This is a genomic window from Streptomyces sp. NPDC048417, assembly GCF_040651615.1.
GTDB lineage: Bacteria > Actinomycetota > Actinomycetes > Streptomycetales > Streptomycetaceae > Streptomyces.
Genome location: NZ_JBEZKI010000017.1, coordinates 166,297 through 183,082 on the forward strand (window position 1 = coordinate 166,297; position 16,786 = coordinate 183,082).

General features: G+C 71.5%; 12 protein-coding genes. 3 read left to right on the top strand and 9 right to left on the bottom strand.

Going from position 1 to position 16,786, the window contains the following annotated elements:
* Positions 1-136: 136 nt before the first annotated feature.
* The 8 genes from AB0D59_RS26695 to rsmI form a co-directional block, all read right to left on the bottom strand.
* Positions 137-1,921, bottom strand: coding sequence for a PQQ-binding-like beta-propeller repeat protein (locus AB0D59_RS26695; RefSeq protein WP_362570132.1), 1,785 nt, complete (start codon positions 1,919-1,921; stop codon positions 137-139).
* 454 nt (positions 1,922-2,375) lie between these two features.
* Positions 2,376-4,178: an ABC-F family ATP-binding cassette domain-containing protein gene (locus AB0D59_RS26700; protein WP_362570134.1), complete on the bottom strand. Its 1,803-nt coding sequence runs from the start codon at positions 4,176-4,178 to the stop codon at positions 2,376-2,378.
* A 357-nt stretch (positions 4,179-4,535) separates the two neighbouring features.
* The gene (locus AB0D59_RS26705) at positions 4,536-5,465 is read right to left on the bottom strand and encodes a 4-(cytidine 5'-diphospho)-2-C-methyl-D-erythritol kinase (RefSeq protein WP_362570136.1); all 930 of its coding nucleotides are present in this window, start codon (positions 5,463-5,465) and stop codon (positions 4,536-4,538) included.
* Complete coding sequence (gene rsmA / locus AB0D59_RS26710) at positions 5,462-6,391, bottom strand: 16S rRNA (adenine(1518)-N(6)/adenine(1519)-N(6))-dimethyltransferase RsmA (RefSeq protein WP_362570138.1); 930 nt, start codon at positions 6,389-6,391, stop codon at positions 5,462-5,464. Before rsmA ends, AB0D59_RS26705 begins: the two co-directional genes overlap by 4 nt.
* Before the next feature lie 38 nt (positions 6,392-6,429).
* On the bottom strand, positions 6,430-7,929 hold the full coding sequence (locus AB0D59_RS26715) for a ubiquitin-like domain-containing protein (protein WP_362570140.1): 1,500 nt from the start codon (positions 7,927-7,929) through the stop codon (positions 6,430-6,432).
* A gap of 157 nt (positions 7,930-8,086) precedes the next feature.
* Positions 8,087-9,019, bottom strand: a complete 933-nt coding sequence (locus tag AB0D59_RS26720) for a TatD family hydrolase (protein ID WP_362570143.1) — start codon at positions 9,017-9,019, stop codon at positions 8,087-8,089.
* Positions 9,020-9,066: 47 nt separating this feature from the next.
* Positions 9,067-9,513, bottom strand: coding sequence for a hypothetical protein (locus AB0D59_RS26725; RefSeq protein WP_362570145.1), 447 nt, complete (start codon positions 9,511-9,513; stop codon positions 9,067-9,069).
* Positions 9,514-9,964: 451 nt separating this feature from the next.
* Positions 9,965-10,813: a 16S rRNA (cytidine(1402)-2'-O)-methyltransferase gene (gene rsmI, locus AB0D59_RS26730; RefSeq protein ID WP_362570148.1), complete on the bottom strand. Its 849-nt coding sequence runs from the start codon at positions 10,811-10,813 to the stop codon at positions 9,965-9,967.
* 140 nt (positions 10,814-10,953) lie between these two features.
* On the opposite strand from rsmI, the gene AB0D59_RS26735 reads away from it, so the two are divergent.
* The 3 genes from AB0D59_RS26735 to AB0D59_RS26745 all read left to right on the top strand — a co-directional run bounded on the left by AB0D59_RS26735 (position 10,954) and on the right by AB0D59_RS26745 (position 16,278).
* The gene (locus tag AB0D59_RS26735) at positions 10,954-12,744 is read left to right on the top strand and encodes a phospholipid carrier-dependent glycosyltransferase (RefSeq protein ID WP_362570150.1); all 1,791 of its coding nucleotides are present in this window, start codon (positions 10,954-10,956) and stop codon (positions 12,742-12,744) included.
* Between the two features lie 143 nt (positions 12,745-12,887).
* On the top strand, positions 12,888-14,504 hold the full coding sequence (locus AB0D59_RS26740) for a penicillin-binding transpeptidase domain-containing protein (protein ID WP_362570153.1): 1,617 nt from the start codon (positions 12,888-12,890) through the stop codon (positions 14,502-14,504).
* 103 nt (positions 14,505-14,607) lie between these two features.
* Entirely contained in the window at positions 14,608-16,278 is a 1,671-nt protein-coding gene (locus tag AB0D59_RS26745) for a penicillin-binding transpeptidase domain-containing protein (RefSeq protein ID WP_362570155.1), read from the top strand.
* 6 nt (positions 16,279-16,284) lie between these two features.
* On the opposite strand, the gene AB0D59_RS26750 is transcribed toward AB0D59_RS26745, so the two are convergent.
* Positions 16,285-16,632: an SsgA family sporulation/cell division regulator gene (locus AB0D59_RS26750; protein ID WP_362570158.1), complete on the bottom strand. Its 348-nt coding sequence runs from the start codon at positions 16,630-16,632 to the stop codon at positions 16,285-16,287.
* Positions 16,633-16,786: the final 154 nt, after the last annotated feature.

The following is a 16,786-nucleotide window of genomic DNA, read 5'->3' on the forward strand; positions in this document are numbered from 1 at the left end:
TTGGGGACGGCGCGTGGGCCGGCACTGGCGGCCGATGCGGCAGAAGGCCGGCGGTCTGCGTGTGAGGGGGCCGGCCGTCGGCGCGGGCTGCTGGGCGGGGCGAGGGGGGCTGAGGCAGGGGGTGAGGCGGGGCCGCTCAGTTGCCGAAGGCCATCATCAGCTTCTCCTTCGCGTCGTCGCTGCCGGACAGCCGCGTGGAGGAGAGATAGAAGCGCCCGTCGACCCAGTCGACCGCGCCGTCGTAGAAGCCGTCCTCGATGTCGGCGGTGTGCTGCGGGTTCTGCAGCAGCCTGGTGGTGGTGTGGGCGGAGCCGGCGGTCGGGATCGACACGACCTGGCCGCCCGAGTCGTACGACGGCCGTACATACGCGACGAGTTTGCCGCCCTCCACCTTGACCGGGTACATCGACTCGTCCGTCGGGGACTTCGTACGCCACTTCGCCTTGCCGTCGGCGAGGCTGATCGCGACGATCTCGTTGGCACCGCTGTTCGTGTCCGTCGGCAGGTAGAGGGTGTTCGCGTCGACGGCGACGCCCTGGCAGCCCTGGAGGTCACGGGCGAGGATCGCCCAGCCGCACTCGGGGGCGAACTTCTCGTCGACCTTGACCTCGGACCGGAACGTGCCCTTGGCGTCCAAAGTCGAGATGTTCCAGGCCTTCTTCTCCTCGTTGGTCATGTAGACCACGAGCGGGTCGACGGAGTAGGTCCGCTGGACCGACCAGCCCTTCCTGACCGGCTGGGTCCACCTGACCGCGCCGGTGCCCGGCTCCAGCTCTGAGATCTCGTCGTGCTCGTTGCCGCCGCCGACCCCGCAGGAGGCCACCTCCACCAGCCGGTTCGTACCGCCCGCGAACGCCGTCGGGAAGCAGGACGCGCCGTACTTCTTCTTGTCGTACATCTTGTCGCCGCTGTCGAGGTCGTACGCCGTGCCCGACTGGGAGCGGCCCACCATCACCGTCTTGCCGCTGATCGTCAGCTCGATGCTGATCGCGGTGTCGAACAGGCCGCCGTCGGCGACGGTCGCGGTCCACCCCTTGTGGCCCGTGTCGAGATCGATCTCCTGCAGCCGGTTGCACTTGGCCCGGTCGCTGGTGCCGTTCATGTACGCCACGACGACCTTGCCGTCGGCCGACTGGTCCGGGGTCACCGCGCAGATCTTCTGCGGGAACGTGATCGGGGCCCAGGTCGGGTCACCGCTGCCCACGCCGTAGGCGAAGACCTGCTTGTACGCCGCCTTCACCGCGGTCTTCCCGGTGATCCACATGCCGGGTGCGTCGGCGCCGGACGCCGGGGCGTCGGGAGCCGACTTGTACCAGAGCACCTTGGCCTCGCCGGACTTGCGGCCCTCGTTGAGGTTCTCCGGGTCCGCGCCGCCGTCGCCACTGCCGTCTCCCGGGTTGGCCGGGGTGTCGGTGCCGGAGGCCTTGGGGTCCTCGGACTGCTGGGCCACCGGCTTCTTGCCGTCGTCCCCGCCACTGGTCACGGCGTACACGGTGCCGCCGACGACCAGCAGCCCCGCCACGGCCGCCGCGACGATCAGCCCGGTCCTCCCCTTGAACGGCCCGCGGCCCCCGCCACCGGGCGGCGGAGCGACGCCGGGTGCGCCCGGGTACTGCGGCGGATAGCCGTAACCCGGCTGGGGCGGCTGCCCGTACGGCCCCGCCTGCTGCGGCTGACCGTATGGGCCGGGCTGCTGCGGCTGACCGTAGGGACCGGGCTGCGCGTACGGTCCCGGCTGCTGCGGATAGCCGTATCCCGGCTGGGGCGGCTGGGCAGGCGGCGGGGGCGTGCCCTGGGGTGCACCGAAACCGCCCTGAGCGGGCGGCTGTTGCGGGGCGCCGAAGCCACCACCCGGTGGCGGCTGGTCCTGCGGTGCGCCGAATCCGCCCTGCTGCGGCGGCTGACTGGGTGGCTGAGTCATCAGCGATCTTCCCCCGTTACTGATTTTTAGCCACGCCCCGAGGCTCCCGACGGGCCTCAGGCCGTTCTCAGACTGCTCTCAGACTGACCTTTCTATCACTCGGGACCGACAGGCCACGGGCCCTCATCAACCCCTGTTCCCAAGGAAGAACCGCCCCGTGATGCCCCCGTTACGCGCCTTCACGCTCCCTTCACGGGGCGCACGCAAGGGGGTTGCGCGCGCCGTGGGGTGGGGCACGTGCGCGGCCGGTTCACGCCGGTGGGTGAGGGGGCGGGCGCGCCGATGCGGGTCGCACGCCCACCGGCACGGCGCACACGCCGGACCACACGCCCTCCAGCACCGCGCGCACGCTGAGTTGCGCGCCGCTCAGCACCGCGCGCACGCCGAGTTACGCGCCACCCAGCACCGCGCGCACGCCGAGTTACGCGCCACCCAGCACCGCGCGCACGCCGCGCTACGCGTCCTCCGCCAACTCCAGCCAGCGCATCTCCAGTTCTTCGCGCTCCCCGGCCAAGTCGCGCAGCTGGGTGTCGAGTTCGGCGACCTTGGCGAAGTCCGTGGCGTTCGCGGCGATCTGGTCGTGCAGCTTGGTCTCCTTCTCGGAGACGCGGTCCAGCTGACGTTCGATCTTCTGGAGTTCCTTCTTGGCGGCGCGCTGGTCGGCGGCGCTCCGCTCGGCCGTGGGGGCCTTCAGAGCCACGACCGTGGCGGCGGCCACCTCCTCCATGCGCCGGCGCCGCTCCAGGTACTCGTCGATGCCGCGCGGCAGCATCCGCAGGGTGGCGTCGCCGAGGAGGGCGAAGACGCGGTCCGTGGTGCGCTCCACGAAGAACCGGTCATGGGAGATGACGATCATCGAGCCGGGCCAGCCGTCGAGGACGTCCTCCAGCTGGGTGAGGGTCTCGATGTCGAGGTCGTTGGTGGGCTCGTCGAGGAAGAGGACGTTCGGCTCGTCCATGAGCAGCCGGAGCAGCTGGAGGCGGCGGCGCTCCCCGCCGGAGAGGTCGCCGACCGGCGTCCACTGCTTCTCCTTGTTGAAGCCGAACGTCTCGCACAGCTGCCCGGCGGTCATCTCGCGCCCCTTGCCGAGGTCGACGCGCTCACGCACCTGCTGGACGGCCTCCAGGACCCGCAGGTTCGGGTCGAGTTCGACGACCTCCTGGGAGAGGTAGGCGAGCTTGACGGTCCGGCCGACGGCGACCCGGCCGGCCGCCGGCTGCTCCTCGCCCTCGGTGCGCGCGGCCTCGGCCATGGCGCGCAGCAGCGAGGTCTTGCCGGCGCCGTTGACACCGACCAGGCCGATGCGGTCGCCGGGCCCGAGCTGCCAGGTGACGTGCTTGAGGAGCACCTTGGGCCCGGCCTGGACGGTCACGTCCTCCAGGTCGAACACGGTCTTGCCGAGCCGCGAGGAGGCGAACTTCATCAGCTCGGAGGTGTCGCGCGGCGGCGGCACGTCGGCGATCAGCTCGTTGGCGGCCTCGACCCGGAAGCGGGGCTTGGAGGTCCGGGCGGGGGCGCCCCGGCGCAGCCAGGCGAGCTCCTTGCGGACCAGGTTCTGCCGCTTGGTCTCCTCGGTGGCCGCGATCCGCTCGCGTTCCGCGCGGGCGAAGACGTAGTCCGAGTAGCCGCCCTCGTACTCGTAGACGGCGCCGCGCTGCACGTCCCACATGCGGGTGCAGACCTGGTCGAGGAACCAGCGGTCGTGGGTGACGCAGACCAGCGCCGAGCGGCGCTCCCGCAGATGCCGGGCGAGCCAGGCGATGCCCTCGACGTCGAGGTGGTTGGTGGGCTCGTCGAGGACGAGCAGGTCCTGCTCCTCGATGAGCAGCTTGGCCAGCGCGATACGCCGCCGCTCACCGCCGGACAGCGGACCGATGACGGTGTCCAGGCCCTTGGGGAACCCCGGCAGGTCCAGGCCGCCGAAGAGTCCGGTGAGGACGTCCCGGACCTTGGCGTTGCCGGCCCACTCGTGGTCGGCCATGTCACCGATGACCTCGTGCCGGACGGTGGCCGCCGGGTCGAGGGAGTCGTGCTGGGTGAGGACGCCGAGGCGCAGTCCGCCGGAGTGCGTGACACGCCCGGTGTCGGCCTCCTCCAGCTTGGCGAGCATCCGGATGAGGGTGGTCTTTCCGTCGCCGTTGCGGCCCACCACGCCGATGCGGTCGCCCTCCGACACGCCGAGCGAGACGCCGTCCAGCAGGGCACGGGTGCCGTAGACCTTGCTGACGTTCTCGACATTGACCAGGTTGACGGCCATTTCACTCCTGCGCAGGGGGACGGTCAGCCTCCCAGCGTAATGCGCGCCGGGAGCCCGTCCTGCCGCGAGCTGCCTTCCGCCCGCCTGAGCGCGTACCTCGCCGAGGAGGTCGTGCGTCGTCTGGGCCGGGCGGTCGGTCTCCAGCCGGTCGCCGGGGCCGGAGACGGTGGTGGCGTCCTTGCTGTCGCCGTCCGCGAAACGGATCGTGACGCCGTCCTGGTCGCCGTCCCAGCGGACGCCGACGTAGGAGGCGGGGAAACCCGTGGTGACCGTGCCGGTGCCGGTGCTCGCGGCCGTGCGGGGGGCCGGGGAGGTCGTCGGATCGGTGCCGGTGGCGTCAGCGGCTGCGCGCTGGTGTCACGCTCCGGCGGGGGCGCCGATGTCGTGCGCCGTGGTGACGACCCGCGCGCCCGGCGCGGGCGCCGTTGCCGTGCGCACCGTACGGCAGGTGCCGGAGGCGAGGAGCGCCTCGGACACCTTCTGCGCCGACGCGGTATCGCGGACCAGGAACGCCGTCGTGGGCCCGGAGCCGGAGACCAGCGCCGTGAGGGCACCGGCCGTGCGCCCCGCGTCGAGCGTCTCCGCGAGCTCCGGGAAGAGAGAGAGCGCGGCGGGCTGGAGGTCGTTGGAGACGGCGGCGGCGAGCGCGTCCGGGTCGCCCTCGGCGAGCGCGTCCAGGAGATCGCGGGAGGCGACGGGCTCGGGGATGTCGAGGCCCTCGGCGAGCCGGTCGAACTCGCGGAAGACGGCGGGGGTGGACAGCCCGCGCTCGGCCATCGCGAACACCCAGTGGAAGGTCCCGCCGACCTCGAGGGCGGCGAGCCGTTCGCCGCGCCCGGTGCCGAGGGCGGCGCCGCCGACCAGGCTGAAGGGCACGTCGCTGCCCAGATCTGCGCAGATGGCGAGGAGTTCGGCGCGCGAGGCGCCCGCGCGCCAGAGCTCGTTGCACGCGAGCAGCGCGCCCGCCCCGTCCGCGCTCCCCCCGGCCATGCCGCCGGCGACCGGGATGTCCTTGGCGATGTGGATGTGCACGGCCGGGTCGATGCCCCGGCGCCCGGCGAGCGCGAGCGCGCCGCGCGCGGCGAGGTTGGTGCGGTCCAGCGGTACCTGGTCGGCGTCCGTGCCCTCGCAGGTGATGCTCAGCTCGTCGGCGGGCGTGACCGTGACCTCGTCGTACAGGCCGACGGCGAGGAAGACGTTGGCGAGGTCGTGGAAGCCGTCGGGGCGGGCGGCGCCCACCGCGAGCTGGACGTTGACCTTGGCTGGCACGCGTACCGTGACGCTCACTTACCGGACTCCTCTGTCGGGGACGCGGCCTGCCGCGCGGCGGCCGTCTGCTGCTCTGTCCCCCGCGGGGACGCGGCCTCGGCGATCCGCGCGAACTCCTCCACCGTGAGCGACTCCCCACGCGCCTGCGGCGAGACCCCGGCGGCCACGAGGGCCGCCTCAGCGGCCACCGCGGACCCGGCCCAGCCGGCCAGCGCCGCCCGGAGGGTCTTGCGGCGCTGTGCGAACGCCGCGTCGACGACCGCGAAGACCTCGCGCTTCGACGCCGTCGTCTTCAGCGGCTCCGCGCGCCGGACGAGGGAGACGAGTCCGCTGTCGACGTTCGGGGCGGGCCAGAAGACGCTGCGCCCGATGGATCCGGCGCGCTTCACGTCGGCGTACCAGTTGGCCTTGACGGAGGGCACGCCGTACACCTTCGAACCGGGCGGGGCGGCGAGCCGGTCGGCGACCTCGGCCTGGACCATCACCAGCGTCCGTTCGATGCTCGGGAAGGTGTCGAGCATGTGGAGGAGGACGGGGACGGCGACGTTGTAGGGGAGATTCGCGACGAGCGCGGTGGGTGGGGGCCCGGGCAGTTCGGTGACGTGCATCGCGTCGGAGTGGACCAGCGCGAACCGGTCCGCGCGCGCCGGCATGCGCGCCGTGATCGTCGCGGGCAGCGCGCCCGCCAGAACGTCGTCGATCTCCACCGCGGTCACCCGGTCGGCGGCCTCGAGGAGCGCGAGGGTGAGGGACCCGAGTCCCGGACCGACCTCGACGACGACGTCGTCCGGGCGGACCTCGGCGGTGCGGACGATACGGCGGACCGTGTTGGCGTCGATGACGAAGTTCTGACCGCGCTGCTTGGTGGGGCGTACACCGAGCGCTGCCGCGAGTTCACGGATGTCGGCCGGGCCGAGGAGGGCGTCGGGGATGGGGCTGCTCACGGGACTAGGGTACGGGCCGCCGGGATCCCTCCCGCCGGTCACCCGTGCAGCCGTGCCCCGCAGTGCGGCCACGGGGTGGAGCCGCGTTTCGTGTAGAGCTTCTTCGCACGGAACGTCTGCTCCTCGGCCGGCGCGTCCTGCGGGCGCCCGCTGCCGCCGAGGCTGTGCCAGGTGTGCGTGTCGAACTGGTACAGCCCGCCGTACGTCCCGGAGGGATCCACCGCGGCCGCGCGGCCGCCGGACTCGCAGACGGCGAGACCGTGCCAGTTGAGGCCGTCGGCGCCCTTCACGGAGTCCGGGTGCGGCTTGGTGCCCACCTTGACGAGCTGTGCGCTCGGCTCGCGGACCATCTCGGACCGCTCGCGGCGCGGCTTCTGCCGGACCCCGTTGACGGTCCGCAGGTGGTACGTGACCCGGCGCAGCCCGGGCCGCCCGGTCCGCTCGACCACCTCGGTGCCCGTGAACACCGTGGGGTCCGGCGTCCGCCGCACCTCGAACGGGATGGCCTCCTCGCGCACCTCCGTGCCGTCCGTGACGCGCAGCACGGTCACCGTCTGCCCGTCGCGCGGGAAGCCGGCCTGCGGCACGGAGGTGGTGTCCTGGCCGTGCAGGGTGATCCCGGCCTCCTCGACGGCCTCGCGGACGGTCGCGGCGTTGGTGCGGATGGTGCGGGTCCGGCCGTCCGCCAGGATCGTGACCGTGCGCTCGGTGCGCACGTCGAGCGCGAGCCCGGCGCGTCCGATGCTCTGGGAGCGCGAGGCCGACAGGTACGCGCCCTCGGCACGCACCCCCAGCTGGGTGAGCGCCCCGTCGACCGTGCGCGCCGTGGTCCACACCTCGCGCCGCTGGCCGTCCAGGGTGAGCCGCACGGGGCGGCCGTAGCGCACCGCGACCTCGTCGCCGCTGGCCAGCGCCGCGTCGGCGGCCGGCGCCACCATGTCGTGCGCGCCCACCCGCACGCCTTCGTCGGCGAGCAGTTCGGTCACGTCGTCCGCGAACGTGTGCAGGATGCGCGGCCTGCCGTCGACGGTCAGCTCGATGGCCTTGTCCTTGGCGAGGAACGCGGTGGTGCCGCCGGCGAGGAAGGCGACGACCAGTGCCTGCGGCAGCAGACGGCGCACGGCGGAATCCGGGCGCTGGGTGTACCGCGCCTTCCGTCGGCGCGCGGCACGCCGCCCCGCCACGGCGCCCACTCCCGATTCACGCGCCTCGCTCTCCGGCACGCGCCCGCCCTGTCGCGGAAGCACCGGCTCGCCCGGCTCACCCGCATACGCCTGCGCCTGCGCGTGGCCCACCGGCGCGACCCGCGCCCCCGCTCCCGCGCCCGCCTCCGCCGAGACCTCGTACGCCGGCCGGAAGGTGTCACTCCCGTAGGCGGCCACGCCGTATCCCTGCGTCACGGCGTCGTGCACGCCGGGCACTGGCATCACAGACGCGTCGTACACGCCCTGCTCCCCGTGCGCGCCACCTCCACCGTGCGCCCCCGGCGCGCCGTAGGGGTCGTACGCCTCAAACGTCTCGTACTGCGATGTGCTCACGCCGACACGCTCCAGAGGGCCAGAGGGGTCCGGATCGGGCCCCCAGAACCTAGCGGAGCACTGGTCACTCTCCAAAGCGGCACAACTACGCACGGTCGCGATCGGGCCCAAGCCGGGCCCGTGCGAGCGTTACACGTCAGTTATGATCGATGCACCCTCAGTAATCGAAGGCGCGGGCCGTGTTCGCGCCCAGGGCTGTCGCCAGCGCGTCCTCGTCGGTGCCTCGCACGGCGGCCATCGCGCGCACCGTGACCGGAATGAGATACGGGGCGTTGGGCCGTCCGCGGTACGGCGCCGGGGTCAGGAAGGGCGCGTCGGTCTCCACGAGGACCAGCTCCAGCGGGGCGACGGCGAGCGCGTCCCGGAGGTTCTGGGCGTTCTTGAAGGTGACGTTGCCGGCGAAGGACATGAAGTAGCCCTCGCGGGCGCACACCTCGGCCATCTCGGCGTCCCCGGAGTAGCAGTGGAACACCGTCCGCTCGGGGGCGCCCTCCTCCTTGAGGACACGCAGCACGTCGGCGTGGGCGTCGCGGTCGTGGATGACGAGGGTCTTGCCGTGCCGCTTGGCGATCTCGATGTGGGCGCGGAAGGAACGCTCCTGGGCGGCCTTGCCCTCGGGCCCGGTGCGGAAGTGGTCGAGGCCGGTCTCGCCGACGCCCTTCACCTGGGGCAGCCCGGCCAGCCGGTCGATCTCGGCGAGTGCCTCGTCCAGGGCCGCGTCCCCGCCCGCCGCGCGGGCACCTTGCCGGGACCAGCCTCCCCCAGCCCCAGGGGGCTGGGAGGTACCCCCAGGGTCGCCGTGGACGATGCGCGGCGCCTCGTTCGGGTGCAGGGCGACCGTCCCGTGGACGTTCGCGTGCGCGGCCGCCGTCTCGGCCGCCCACCGGGAGCCCTTGAGGTCGCAGCCGACCTGGACGACGGTCGTCACACCCACCGAGGCGGCCTTCGCGAGGCCCTCCTCGACCGTGCCGGACTGCATGTCGAGGTGGGTGTGGGAGTCGGCGACCGGCACCCGGAGGGGTTCCGGGAGCGGCGGTGCCGCGTTCTTGTGGGCCGCGGCGGACGCGTTCGCGGAGGCGTTCGAAGGCATGCCCCGATCCTACGAAAGGGGCACACCCCGCCGGACCCGCGCCCGGGTCAGCTCGCCTTGCGCTGGAACGGATGCAGGAGATCGGACAGGTGCCAGTGGTGGTGCGCCTTGACCTGCGCGGAGGCCTCCGTCGCCGCCGCGGGTCCGGTCTCGGCCTCCTCGGCCGCCTCGGCCGCCTCGTCCCGGCCGCCCTGCACCGGCCGCCGGGACGGCTGCTGGGCCGCGCTGTGCACCGACGAGACCTGCCCCGCGCGCATGATCCGCACGACCTGGCCGTCGCAGTTCTGGCACGCGGGCCGGCTCAGCGGGGACGGGACGACCTGGCCGTTCGCCACATACATGACGAACTCGTGGTTCTCCGCGTCCGTGTGGTGCTCTATCTCGTACGACTGCTCCCAGCCGTGCCCGCATCGCATGCAAGCGAAGGAATACGACTCGCGAACGACGGCTGTGGCCGCACCGCGGAGGCCGGTCTGCCCTGCGATCTCACTCATGCCAACTCCTCTTGTCCGCTGGACAAGCACCCCGGTTGTCGGGATTCCCCCCGGAATCCCATGGAGGTGAGGGACGGGTACGTCCCTGCTGACCAGTGGACGCCTTCACCGGCGCGAATGCGACGGGCCTGCCGAGTGTTGGATGCGATTTGGATCCGGCTTGCCAAATCGGCCTTGTCGCATAGGGCTGGGCTTTGCGTTTCCCGCCCTTGCTTTACCGTTGCGTGGGGCGTGCGCTCAAAGGAGACGCGCCCCGCTCAGAGGACACATCATCGCAGGTCAGGGGCGCATGCTCAGAGGAAGAGCGACGCGCTCGAGGATCGAGCAGCGCCCCTGCGTGAATCCCCGGCCCCGAGGCGCCCCCCAGGGGCGTGGGTACTCGCCGACCAGCCTCCACCGACCCGCACACGGCTGCACAAGAGCAACCACGACGGCGCTGCCGAAACCGCCCTCAGCCATCCGCGCGCTTCGCGGCGACCACGGCGTCGAACACCACCCGCTTCGGAATCCCCGCCGCCACCGCCACCGCCGCGATCGCCTCCTTGCGGCGCTCGCCGGCCTCCTCCCGCACCCGCACCCGCCGTACGAGTTCCGCCGCGTCGAGTTCCTCGGGCCCGCGCTCGGGGGCGCCCTCGACGACGACGGTGATCTCGCCGCGCACCCCGTCGGCCGCCCACACCGCGAGCTCGGCCAGCGGACCGCGCCGTACCTCCTCGTACGTCTTGGTCAGCTCACGGCAGACGGCGGCCCGCCGCTCGGCGCCGAAGACCTCGGCCATGGCGGCGAGGGTGTCGTCGAGGCGGTGCGGGGCCTCGAAGTAGACGAGGGTGCGGCGTTCCTCGGCGTTCTCCTGGAGCCGGGAGCGGCGTTCGCCCGCCTTGCGCGGCAGGAACCCCTCGAAGCAGAACCGGTCGACGGGCAGCCCGGACAGCGCGAGCGCGGTGAGCACCGCGGACGGCCCCGGGACCGCGGTGACGCGGATCTCCTTCTCCACGGCGGCCGCGACCAGCCGGTAGCCGGGGTCGGAGACGGAGGGCATCCCGGCGTCGGTCACGAGCAGCACGCGCGCGCCGCCGACGAGTTCCTCGACCAGCTCGGGCGTACGGGCGGCCTCGTTGCCCTCGAAGTACGACACCACGCGCCCCTTGGGCGTCACACCGAGCGCCTGGGTGAGCCACCGCAGCCGCCGGGTGTCCTCGGCCGCGATCACGTCGGCGCCGGTCAGCTCCGCCGCGAGCCGGGGCGGTGCGTCCGCGACGTCGCCGATGGGGGTGCCTGCGAGGACAAGGGTTCCAGTCACGCCTCCATCCTCGCAGCAGCCACCGACAGCACCGTCCCCCAGCGCGGCCCCCCGGGAACCGCGGCCGTCGGTCGCAAAGGAAACCACCTCTAAGCCCCATTGCACGGGACTCACACAGAACGGTTCCCTACGATGGCGCGGTGACCAGTACCGCGTCCTCCACGGACACCCGGCAGGGCCAGGCAGCGCTCGACGAGCAGCCGGCGTGGCAGCAGCGGCTGCGCCGCTTCGGCTACCCGGCGAGCCCGGCGCACACGGCGCACACCGCCGGCGGGAGAAGCGCTGTGGGCGCCGGCGCGGGCGCCGATGTCGTCGACCGCCTGGTCCCGCCGTACGCCGAGCCCAGCTCCCGGCTGTGGTTCGGCCTGGGCGTGCCCCCGGCGCTCGCCGAGCGGATCACGCGCTGGTCCGGCTGGGGCGGCCCGCTCCTTGTGACGCTGATGGCGGGCCTGCTGCGGTTCTGGAACCTGGGCAGCCCGAAGGCGGTGATATTCGACGAGACGTACTACGCGAAAGACGCGTGGGCGCTCGTCCACCGCGGTTTCGAGGTCAACTGGGACAAGAACGCCAACGACCTGATCCTGCAGGCGAACGGCCATGTCACGGTCCCGGCGGACGCGGCGTACGTCGTGCACCCGCCGGTCGGCAAGTACGTCATCGGGCTCGGGGAGCTGATCTTCGGCTTCAATCCGTTCGGCTGGCGCTTCATGACGGCGCTCCTCGGCACGCTGAGCGTGCTGCTGCTGTGCCGGATCGGGCGCCGGATGTTCCGCTCCACCTTCTTGGGCTGCCTGGCGGGCGGCCTGATGGCGGTGGACGGGCTGCACTTCGTGATGAGCCGCACCTCGCTGCTCGACGGCGTGCTGATGTTCTTCGTGCTGGCCGCGTTCGGCTGCCTGGTCATCGACCGGGACAGGTCACGGGAGAGACTCGCGGCCGCGCTGCCTCCCGATGCGGACGGCCGGATCCGCCCCGACGCGCGCGTGGCCGACGGTTTCCGCTTCGGCTGGCGCCCCTGGCGCTGGGCGGCGGGTGTGCTGCTGGGCCTGGCGCTCGGCACCAAGTGGAACGGCCTCTACATCCTGGCCGCGTTCTGCCTGATGGCGCTGTTGTGGGACGTCGGCGCCCGCAAGGTGGCCGGCGCCCGGCACCCGTACAAGGCGGTCCTGAAGTACGACACGGGGATCACGTTCCTGGCGACGGTCCCGGTGGCGATCGCCGTCTACCTGACGTCCTGGATCGGCTGGATCCTGTCCCCGACCGACGGCAGCGGCGGCTACTTCCGCAACTGGGCGGCCACCGACGGCAAGGGCGGCGACTGGACGTTCCTGCCGGACTGGCTGCGCAGCCTGTGGCACTACGAGCACGAGGTCTACCTCTTCCACGTCGGCCTCTCGTCGCCGCACACCTACATGTCCAACCCGTGGTCCTGGCTGGTGCTGGGCCGCCCGGTGTCGTACTTCTACGAGTCGCCATCCCCCGGTGCGGACGGCTGCCCGTCGGACGCCGGGGAGAAGTGCGCCCGTGAGGTGCTGGCGATCGGCACGCCGCTGCTGTGGTGGGCGGCCTGCTTCGCGATCCTGTACATCCTGTGGCGGTGGGCGTTCCGCCGTGACTGGCGGGCGGGCGCCATCGCCTGTGGCATCGCGGCCGGGTACCTGCCCTGGTTCATGTACCAGGAGCGCACGATCTTCCTCTTCTACGCCGTCGTCTTCGTGCCGTTCCTGTGTCTCGCGGTGGCGATGATGATCGGTTCGATCATCGGCCCGCCGGGCTCCAGCGACACCCGCCGGCTGATCGGCGCGTCGGGTGCGGGCGTACTCGTCCTGCTGATCGTCTGGAACTTCATCTACTTCTGGCCGCTGTACACCGGCACGGCGATTCCGATCGATTCCTGGCGTTCACGTATGTGGCTCGATACCTGGGTGTGAGCCACATCCCTGATCTCTGTTCAGACAACAATTAGTCAACATCTGACACAGGGCCCTCACAACCGCCTACAGTGCGCATCAAAGCCAGCTTTTGAACGCGTTCACAAAATGCGGCGAAAGCGCACGGGGAGGGGATTCGCACCATGCGCAAGGGGGTCAAGGCGGCCATAGTCGGCAGCGTCTGCACCGTGATGGTGGGCGGAGCCGGGTACGGCGGCTACAACGTGCTGTCGGCGTTGCGCGGCGACGGCGGCGGCACACCGGCGGTTCGGACCGGGCCGCCCACCACGGACGAGATCAAGGACACCACGCGGAAGTTCTTCACGGCCTGGGAGAAGGGCGAGTCGGTGACCGCGGCGTCGTACACGAACAACTCCGCCGACGCCGAACCGGTACTCACCTCCTTCAGCGCCACCGCGCACATCAAGGACGTGCACATCACGCCCGGCAAGGCGACCGGAGCCACCGTGCCGTTCAGCGTGAAGGGGACGGTGTCCTACGACGGGAAGTCGAAGACACTCGCCTACCGGAGCACGTTGACGGTCGTGCGCGGCGAGACCACGCACCGCGCACTCGTCGACTGGCAGCCGTCCGTGGTCCATCCGCAGCTCAGACGTGGCGACACGCTGGCCACCGGCGAGGCGGCGAGCCCGCCGATCGAGGCCGTCGACCGCAACGGCACGGCCCTCAGCAAGGACAAGTACCCGTCCCTGGGCCCGATCCTGGACGAGCTGCGCAGCCGCTACGGCGACAAGGCGGGCGGCACCCCGGGCGTGGAACTGGTGATCCAGCACACGTCCCAGGAATCCGCCGACACCACCCTGCTGACCCTCGCGGCGGGCAGGGCGGGCAAGCTGCGCACGACGCTCGACGCGCGCGTGCAGGCCGCCGCCGAGTCGGCGGTGACGAAGTACGCCGAGTCGTCGGTGGTGGCCGTCAAGCCCAGCACCGGCGAGGTGCTCGCGGTCGCCAACCACCGTGAGGACGGCTTCAACGCGGCCTTCCTGGGCGAGCTGGCGCCCGGCTCCACCATGAAGATCATCAGCGCGGCCACCCTCATCGACACCGGGATCACCACGATGAACGGCCCGGCGCCCTGCCCGCCGACCGCGACCTGGCAGAGCCAGACCTTCAGCAACCTCAAGGGACTTCAGCCGGATCTGAAGGCCACCCTCTCGGACAGCTTCGCGCGGTCGTGCAACACGGCGTTCGTGAAGTACGCGGACTCCGTCCAGGTCGACTCGCTCACCAAGGAGGCCGAGGACCGCTTCGGGCTCGGGCGCAACGACTGGAAGGTCGGCATCCCGAGCTTCGACGGCCGCGTCCCCGCCTCCGGCGGCCCGGACACCGCGGCCAACCTCATCGGCCAGGGCCAGGTGCAGATGAGCCCGCTGAACATGGCGTCGGTGACGGCGACGGCGGCGACGGGAACCTTCCGGCAGCCGGTGCTCGTCTCCCAGAAACTGGACGGCCGTGACCTGGCCACCGCCAAGGGCCTGCCGGCCAACACGGTCGGCCAGCTGCGCTCCATGATGAACCGCACCGCCACCAGCGGTACCGCGGCCGGGGTGATGAGCGGGCTGAGCGGCAGCATCGGGGCCAAGACGGGCTCGGCGGAGGTCGACGGGCAGTCCAAGTCGAACAGCTGGTTCGCCGGTTACCGCAATGACGTCGCGGCCGCGGCCATGACCCAGGACGGCGGTCACGGCATCGACGCGGCCGGTCCTATTGTCGCAAGCGTGCTACGGATCGGTGGCTGAAGTCACTCCCACAGGCCGGGACTCTAGGCTGTTGCAGTCGTTGGGGAGCGTGAGGGCTACGGGGCGGCGGGGGCCCTGGGGAAGTGCGCGGAGGAACTGAGCTGTGGGCAAGAGAAGGCGCGTCGTCGAACGGCGGAAGAAGAAGAGACCCGCCGTCATCGTCGGGATGATCGCCGTCGTCGTCGGCGGCGCCGGCTTCGGCGTCTACGCGCTGTACGGCGGCGGAGCGGCCGACGCGGCGTCGAAGGCGTCGGCCGCCAAGCCCGTCAAGACCGGGCCCCTGTCGGCGACCGAGGTGCAGACGACGGCGCGGACCTTCCTGACGTCCTGGCAGCAGGGCAAGGTCACACAGGCCGCCGCCGCCACGGACGACGCCAAGGCCTGCATCACGCTGCTCACCGGCTACGCCAAGAACGCCCACGTCAAGGACGTCACGCTCACCGAGGGCACGCGCACCGGCGCCAAGGTCCCGTTCTCCGTGAAGGCGACGGTGTCGTACAAGGGCGTCAGCAAGCCGCTGTCGTACGACTCCTCGTTCAGCGTCGTGCGGCGCGCCGGCGACGGCAAGCCGGTGGTCGACTGGCATGCCGCGGTCGTCCACCCGGACCTCGCGGACGGCGACACCCTGGCCACCGGCGAGTCCGGCACTCCGCCCATCAAGGCCCTGGACCGTGACGGCGGGGAGATCACCACCGCCAAGTACCCGTCGCTGGGCACCGTCCTGGACGGGCTGCGGGACAAGTTCGGCAAGAAGGCCGGCGGCAAGGCGGGCGTCGAACTGCGCGTGGTGCGCGGTAAGGCGTCCCAGAAGGCGAAGCTGTCCGACAAGACCCTCCTGGAGCTCAGCAAGGGCACGCCGGGCACGGTGAAGACGACGCTCAGCCCGACTCTCCAGGCAGCCGCCGAGAAGCAGGTCACCACGCAGAAGAACGCCTCGGTCGTCGTGATGCGCCCGTCGACCGGCGAGATCTACGCCGTGGCCAACTCCAGCCACGGCTTCAACGTGGCCTTCCAGGGCTCACTGGCCCCCGGCTCCACGATGAAGATCGTCACCTCGACGATGCTGTTCGAGAAGGGGCTCATCACCCCGGACGCCTCCCACCCCTGCCCGAAGACGTACAAGCTGGCCGGGTGGACGTTCCACAACGACGACGACTCCGAGATCAAGAAGGGCACGTTCAAGTTGGCCTTCGGGGCGTCCTGCAACAACGCCTTCATCAACTTCGCGCCCAAGCTGTCCAACAGCGACCTGACGACCGAGGCGCAGCAGGTCTACGGCCTCGGCATGAACAACTGGGCCATCGGCGTGCCGACCTTCGACGGCTCGGTCCCGGTGCAGAGCGGCGCGCAGATGGGCGCCTCGCTGATCGGGCAGGGCGGGGTGCGGATGAACCCGCTGAACATGGCGTCGGTGGCGTCCACCGTCGAGACGGGCGTCTTCCACCAGCCGTACCTGGTCTCCCCCTCGGTCGACAACCGGACCGTCGCCAAGGCCTCGCGCACGATGTCCGCGAAGACCCAGTCCGAGCTGAAGGAGGTCATGCAGTACACGGCGGCGTACGGTACGGCCGCCCAGGCGATGGCCGGTCTCGGCCCGGACTACGGCGCCAAGACGGGCTCGGCCGAGGTCGACGGGCAGAAGAAGCCCAACGGCTGGTTCACGGCGTACAAGGGCGATCTGGTGGGCGCGGGCGTGGTCCAGGCGGGCGGCCACGGCGGCGACACGGCCGGGCCGATCGTGGCGGCGCTGCTGAAGCTGGGGTCGTCGCTGTAGGCGGCGCTAGCCGGCCACAGGGGTGCTCATGTAGGTGCGCCTGAGGAAGCGCAGCAGCGCCTTCGACTCGAACTGCACCACCGACGTGCCGTGGTCGGAGTGGAACTCCACCACGGCTTGCACTCGCCCCAGCGGCCACACCCGTACGTCACCGCTCTCCGCCGGCGCCCTGAGTCCCTGCTCCAGCAGCGCGCGCGAGAACGTCCACTCGTCCGTCCCGGGCAGGCCGACGCGCACCGATCGCGGATCGGCTTCGGGGTCGTAGCGCAGGACGACGGGCACCGCACCCGGGTCCTCCCGCACGTCCTCGTCCGTGACGATGTGGGCTCGCGCATACTGCTCGACTACAGACATCGGACTGCCCTTTACGCTCCGTTACCTTTGCGAAAGCTGTGCATCCGCTTCTTCTCCAATGTCGCACATATTCCGGATTGCGCTTGCGGAGGCCGTCGCATCTCCTGCGCTTCCCGGTGTACCCCCGAACGTGTCTCGATACTGCGTCTCGGTA

What these genes read in the sequence shown, in the direction of transcription:
- AB0D59_RS26695 (WP_362570132.1), bottom strand. Translation starts at nt 1,921, where the DNA reads ATGACTCAGCCACCCAGTCAGCCGCCGCAGCAGGGCGGATTCGGCGCA.
- AB0D59_RS26700 (WP_362570134.1), bottom strand. Translation starts at nt 4,178, where the DNA reads ATGGCCGTCAACCTGGTCAATGTCGAGAACGTCAGCAAGGTCTACGGC.
- AB0D59_RS26720 (WP_362570143.1), bottom strand. Translation starts at nt 9,019, where the DNA reads ATGCCTTCGAACGCCTCCGCGAACGCGTCCGCCGCGGCCCACAAGAAC.
- AB0D59_RS26725 (WP_362570145.1), bottom strand. Translation starts at nt 9,513, where the DNA reads ATGAGTGAGATCGCAGGGCAGACCGGCCTCCGCGGTGCGGCCACAGCC.
- AB0D59_RS26740 (WP_362570153.1), top strand. Translation starts at nt 12,888, where the DNA reads ATGCGCAAGGGGGTCAAGGCGGCCATAGTCGGCAGCGTCTGCACCGTG.
- AB0D59_RS26750 (WP_362570158.1), bottom strand. Translation starts at nt 16,632, where the DNA reads ATGTCTGTAGTCGAGCAGTATGCGCGAGCCCACATCGTCACGGACGAG.